4 protein-coding genes are annotated in these 6,280 nt (G+C 74.7%); 2 read left to right on the top strand and 2 right to left on the bottom strand.

The features are described from left to right. The coding region (locus ADK64_RS42125; RefSeq protein ID WP_199829866.1) for an AfsR/SARP family transcriptional regulator at positions 1-632 on the bottom strand (632 nt) is incomplete at its 3' end. A gap of 86 nt (positions 633-718) precedes the next feature. Next, positions 719-2,794 (bottom strand): asparagine synthase-related protein, encoded by a 2,076-nt coding sequence (locus ADK64_RS42130; protein ID WP_053667554.1) that lies wholly within the window; start codon positions 2,792-2,794, stop codon positions 719-721. Between the two features lie 668 nt (positions 2,795-3,462). On the opposite strand from ADK64_RS42130, the gene ADK64_RS42135 reads away from it, so the two are divergent. Together ADK64_RS42135 and lhgO are read left to right on the top strand one after the other, a co-directional pair. Continuing rightward, entirely contained in the window at positions 3,463-4,887 is a 1,425-nt protein-coding gene (locus ADK64_RS42135) for a hypothetical protein (RefSeq protein ID WP_053667555.1), read from the top strand. A gap of 69 nt (positions 4,888-4,956) precedes the next feature. After that, complete coding sequence (gene lhgO / locus ADK64_RS42140; protein WP_053667556.1) at positions 4,957-6,198, top strand: L-2-hydroxyglutarate oxidase; 1,242 nt, start codon at positions 4,957-4,959, stop codon at positions 6,196-6,198. The last annotated feature ends 82 nt before the right edge of the window (positions 6,199-6,280 follow it).

Raw genomic sequence — 6,280 nt, forward strand, 5'->3', positions numbered from 1 at the left:
GACTCGTACGCGGCGAGGGCGTCGGCGGGGCGGCCCGTGTCGCGCAGGGCGCGGATGAGGAGGGCGTGCAGGGGTTCGTCCAGCGGGTGCGCCGCGGTCAGTTCCGCCAGCTCCGGTACGACGTCGGGAGCGCGGCCGAGATCGAGGGCGGCGGCGGCCCGGGCGCGGGTCGCCGCCAGGCGCAGGGCCTCCGGGCGGGCGGCCGCGGTGCGGTCGGGGAGGTCGGCGAGGGCGGGGCCGTGCCAGAGGGCGAGGGCCTCGGTGAGGGTGCGGTGGGCTCTGGCCGGGTCGCCTGCGGCGAGGGCCTGGGTGCCGGTGTGGGCGAGGCGCTCGAAGACGTACAGGTCGATGTCGTCCTCGGTGGCTTCGAGGCGGTAGCCGCCGGGAGTGGAGGCGATGGCGTGGCGGCCGAGGGCGCGGCGCAGGCGGCCGACGAGGGCCTGGAGGGCGGCGGGCGCGTCCTGGGGCTGGTCGTCCGCCCAGATCTCGTCGATCAGGGTCTCCGGGGTGGCGGGGCGGGCGGGGCGCAGCGCGAGGACGGTGAGGAGGGTGCGCAGCCGCCGGCCGCCGACGGGTACGGGGGTGCCCTGGTCGTCCGCTGCTTGGGTTGCGCCCAGGATTCTGTACCGCATCCGGCCATTGTCGCGGGGGGTGGGGATCTGGGCACGGGGGTTTCGTCAGCGGTGCTTGATCGGTACCGGACGCAGAGAGCCGCTGCTCAGGCGCCGGAGGCCAGGGCGCCTTTCCTCGGCTGGATCCCGGAGGGCACCGCACGCGCGCGTGCCGGTGTTCCCGTCCAGCAGGTGCCGCGGCGGGAGAGCAGGCGGCGGAGCCAGAGTTCGAGGGAGATCAGGTCGGCCAGGCCGTCCAGCGGGAGGGGGTCGCCCGCCGCCGCCGAGTGGAGGGCGTCGCGGACGACGCGGGCCTCCACCAGTCCGGCGTCGGCGAGGAGCGGGGTGGCGAAGAGGTCCAGCAGCGGGTCGGCCGCCATGCGCAGGCCCGCGCGCGTGGCGGCGGCCGAGGAGGCGTGGGAGGGGGCGCCCCAGCCGGGCGGCAGGTCGGTGACGCCGGCGCCCTCCAGGACCGTGCGCAGAATCGCCGCGCGGGCGCCCGGCTGGACGCGCAGGGCCTCCGGGAGGGCGCGGCAGGCGCGGACGACCTGGTTGTCGAGGAAGGGCGCGTGCAGGCGCTGGGAGCGGATCTCGGCGGCCTGTTCCAGGACGCGCAGGTCGGCGGCGCCACGCGCGAGCGCGGCACGCGCGCGGTGCTCGCCGGGGCGCTGGGCGCCGGTGCCGGAGCGGTCCGCCTCCGCCTGCAGCAGAACCGATACTTCGGCCAGCGCCTCCCCCGTCAGCCAGCGGGCGGCCGGCCCCGGTCTGGCCCAGGTCAGCGCGGCGAGGGACGCGCCGACCGCCCCCTTGGGCTCGTCGAAGCGGCGCCGCATCAGCCGCTCGGCCAGCTCCTCCAGACCGGCCCGGTAGGAAGTGCGGGCGAGGCGCCGGGCCGCGCCGTACACGCGCGCGGGGACCATCACCGAGCTGTCGGCCTTGGCGAGCGCGGCGACCGGCCGGACCAGGTGGCGCCGTTTGCGGTCCATGAGGAGGTCGGCGAGGCGCGCGGGATGGGCGTCCAGGACCTGGCGGGCGCCGTGCCCGGTGAAGTGGTCGGCGCTGCCGGAGGCGAGGCGGGCGCGGTGGCGGGCGGCCGTGACCAGGGAGGGTCCCGGTTCGTCGGTGAGGGGGCCGTCGAGGTCGGCGTACGGCAGGGTCTCCTCGGCGCCGGTGACCACCACGTGGTGCAGGCGCGGGTTCGCGGCAAGGGCTCCCGCGCGTTCCACCTCGGCCTCGCGGCCGCCCACGGCCAGGTCGTTGAAGGTGACCGCGAGCAGCCGTTCGCCCGCGCCCGTGCCGTGTCCGAGGAGCGTGCCGGGCCGGCCGGGCAGTCCGGCGGCCAGCAGCGCGAGGGTGCCGGAGGCCGGTCCGCCGGAGAGGTCGGCGCCGATGCCGGGCACGGGCATCCCGCGCCGGGCCCGCCGCTCGGCCGGGCCCATGCCGGGCACCGGCCCGGGGTCGAGGTCGGGCACGTGGCGGGGCGCCGACAGCCGGGTGCGCACGGCCTCCACGAGGGCGTCCCGTACGGCGTCCACGGCGTGGTCGGGGTCGGCCGCGGGCGCGGCCACGGCGAGCGAGGCGACCGGCTCGTACCCGGCGATCTCGCGCACTCCGGCGCGCAGCACGAGCGCGTGCCCCGGCGGAACCCGTCGTACGCCGTCGTACGGGGTGGTGTCGCGCAGCGCGGCCGGTACGTCGGGGGCGGCGAGCAGGGCGGCGAGGTGGCCGAAGTCGAGGTTGGCCTCGATGAGGTCGGCGAGCGGCAGGGCGGCGGTGGCGTAGGCCGTGCCGCCGGCCCAGGGGGTGTGGAACACCGGACGGGCGCCGGCGAGATCGCCGCAGACGGTGATGCGCCGGCCGACCTGGACGACGGCCGTGTAGCTGCCCGGCCAGGTGGTCAGATGGCGAAGTGCGCCCCCGCGCGCGGTGAACAGCGCGCGGCGCAGCTCGTCGTCGGAGGCGCCGCAGATGCCGAGTACGGCGATGCGGTTGTCCGCGTCGGCCTTCACGACGCGCACCTCGTCCGGGCGCCAGTCGCCGACCGCCCACAGCGGATCCGGGTCGCCCCACAGGAGTTGCGAACCGACCGGGTGCAGGGTCTCGCCGTCGTACCCGGTGGCGCCCGCGGAACCGATGCCGGCGACACCAGCGGCGGTGCTGCTCCAACCCACCAACCACCGCATCGACGCCTCCACAGGCTGTGGACAACCAGTGCACCGAACGAACCGGTCCCCATGCTGCCATGAAGGGCGCGCTGTGGAGGGGCGGCGGCACCGGCTTCGATCGGGGGAACCGCGCGGCGCGACGGTGAAGGGTGCGACTCGAATGCGCCCCCTGTACGCTCCCCCAAGACGCCTTTAGCGCCCTCAAGTTGCATGGTCGGAGCGGAAATCCACCGCGACGGGCTGGGGCGATTTTCGGCCAAACACGCAGAGCGAAGCCCGACTTGAGCACGCTCCGTACAGGGCTGCGGAGCACGCGGTCGCGCGAACACGCGCACAGTCCGGGAGGCGGGCATCGCCTCCCGGACCGGTCCGCCACCCGCGGGGATGAAGGTGACGGTGTCCCCCAGCCCACTGGATCCAGTACAGCGGGCCGACCCACGCAAGAGCCATGGAACCGCTCCCCCGATGGCCGGAGAAGAGCGCACGGACGGGCGCACGGCCACACGCACGGGGGCACGCGGCGACAGACCGTGCACGGTGCGTACATGGCCGTACTTCCGTACGGACCACAATCCCGCCATCCGGAACAATGCCCCTTAACGCTTGGGATGCGGCGAACTACGCTGGGTTTACGAATGCCGCGTGGTTATGCCAGCGCGGCAGCCGTCTGTGTCGAGGGGTGGCGCATGTCCAGGGAGCAACGCGGGCCGAACGAAAAGCTCGGCGCCGTTCTCGCCCTCGCGGGAATCAGCAACGCAGGACTCGCACGACGCGTCAACGACCTTGGCGCCCAACGCGGGTTGACTCTTCGCTACGACAAGACGTCCGTGGCGCGCTGGGTGTCGAAGGGCATGGTGCCGCAGGGCGCCGCGCCGCACCTGATCGCGGCCGCCATCGGGCAGAAGCTCGGCCGTCCGGTGCCGCTCCACGAGATCGGCCTGGCCGACGCGGATCCCGCGCCCGAGGTGGGCCTCGCCTTCCCCAGGGACGTGGCACAGGCGGTGAAGTCGGCGACGGAGCTGTACCGTCTCGACCTCGCCGGCCGCCGGGCCGGCTCCGGCGGCATCTGGCAGTCGCTCGCCGGATCGTTCGCAGTGAGCGCATACGCAACGCCTGCCTCACGATGGCTGATAACCCCCGCCGACAGCTCGGTCGCGCGCGAGGCGGGCTCCGTCGAGGGCTCCGGCGCACCGATCAAAGTCGGCCACAGCGATGTGCGCAAGCTGCGGGAGGCCGCAGAGGACGCGCGGCGGTGGGACTCCAAGTACGGGGGCGGGGACTGGCGTTCGTCGATGGTGCCGGAGTGTCTGCGGGTGGAGGCGGCACCGCTGCTGCTCGGCGCGTACTCCGACGAGGTGGGCCGCGCCCTGTTCGGGGCGTCCGCCGAACTCACCCGGCTCGCCGGGTGGATGGCCTTCGACACGGGCCAGCAGGAGGCCGCGCAGCGGTACTACATCCAGGCGCTGCGGCTCGCGCGCGCGGCGGCGGACGTCCCCCTCGGGGGCTACGTCCTCGCCTCCATGTCGTTGCAGGCGACGTACCGCGGCTTCGGCGACGAGGGCGTCGATCTGGCGCAGGCCGCCCTGGAGCGCAACCGGGGGCTGGCCACCGCGCGCACGATGAGCTTCTTCCGGCTGGTCGAGGCGCGGGCCCACGCGCGCGCGGGGGACGCCCAGGCGGCCGGCGCGGCGCTGAAGGCCGCCGAGGGATGGCTGGAGCGGTCCAGGGAGGGCGACAACGACCCGACCTGGCTCGGTTTCTACGGCTACGACCGGTTCGCGGCGGATGCGGCCGAGTGCTACCGGGATCTGAAGGCGCCGCGTCAGGTAAGGCGGTTCACCGAGCAGGCGCTGTCGAAGCCGACGGAGGAGTTCGTGCGCTCGCACGGGCTGCGGCTCGTCGTCTCGGCCGTCGCCGAGCTGGAGTCCGGCAATCTCGACGCGGCGTGCGAGCAGGGGGTGCGGGCCGTGGAGGTGGCCGGGCGGATCTCGTCGGCGCGCACCACCGAGTACGTGAAGGACCTGCTGCACCGGCTGGAGCCGTACGGGGACGAACCGCGAGTGGTGGAGCTTCGGGAGCGGGCCCGGCCCCTGCTGATGGCGCCCGCCTGAGCCGCGGATACGGGACACCGGCGCGTTTGAAGGCGTTGTCAGTGGCGCAGTGCACTATCGAGGTGGGAGGTGGTGCAGGTGCCGGTCGGTGCGTACGACTGTGATGTGCTCGTGGTCGGCGGGGGGATCGTCGGGCTGTCGACGGCGTATGCGATCACGCGTGCCGCGCCGGGTACGCGCGTCACCGTGCTGGAGAAGGAGCCGGGCCCGGCCCGGCACCAGACGGGGCGTAACAGCGGGGTGATCCACAGCGGGATCTACTACCGGCCGGGCTCGCTCAAGGCGCGGTACGCGGTGCGGGGCGCGGCCGAGATGGTGAAGTTCTGCGCCGAGTACGGCATCGCGCACGCCGTCACCGGCAAGCTGATCGTCGCCACCGAGCGCGAGGAACTGCCCCGGCTGCACGCGCTCGTGCAGCGCGGCCGGGAGAACGGGATCCCGGTGCGGGAGCTGGGCGCCGCCCAGATCGCCGAGTACGAGCCGGAGGTGCGCGGACTCGCGGCCATACACGTGGGGACGACGGGCATCTGCGACTTCGTCGGGGTCGCACGGCAGCTGGCGCGGGCCTCGGGGGCGGAGATCCGCTACGGGGCACGGGTCGTCCGGGTGGACCGGCGCCCGGAGCGCGGTGTGGCCGTCCTGACCTCGGGCGGGGAGGTCGTACGGGCGCGCGTGCTGGTGAACTGCGCCGGGCTGTACAGCGACGAGGTGGCACGGCTGACTGGGGACGAGCCAGGGGTACGGATCGTGCCGTTCCGCGGGGAGTACTACGAGCTGGCGCGGCCGGAGCTGGTGCGGGGGCTGGTGTACCCGGTGCCGGATCCGGCGTTCCCCTTCCTCGGCGTGCATCTGACCCGGGGCATCGACGGCGGCGTGCACATCGGGCCCAACGCGGTGCCGGCCCTGGCCCGGGAGGGATACGGCTGGGGGGTCGTACGGCCCCGGGAGCTGGCCGGGACCGTGGCATGGCCGGGATCGTGGACGATCGCCCGTCGGCACTGGAGATACGGCGCCGGGGAGCTGCACCGCTCGGTGTCGAAGGGGGCGTTCCTTCAGGCGGTGCGCAGACTGCTGCCCGCGGTGGAGGCGGACGACCTGGTGCGGGCCCCCGCCGGGGTGCGGGCGCAGGCGGTGCTGCGGGACGGGACGCTGGTGGACGACTTTCTCATCCGCGAGGGCAGCCGGGCCGTGCACGTGCTGAACGCGCCGTCCCCGGCCGCCACCGCTTCCCTGCCGATCGGCAGGGAGGTCGGGCGCCGCGTGCTGGAGCTGCTCGGTTCGCTCGGCCGGCGGCCCGGCTCGCCCGGCTGAGCGGGTGTGGCTCCGGGGCGCCGTAAAATCGGACTCACTGTGTCTGACTCCCTCAACACCCCCGACGCCCCCGCCCCGGCCC

It is taken from the genome of Streptomyces sp. MMG1121 (assembly GCF_001280015.1).
GTDB lineage: Bacteria > Actinomycetota > Actinomycetes > Streptomycetales > Streptomycetaceae > Streptomyces.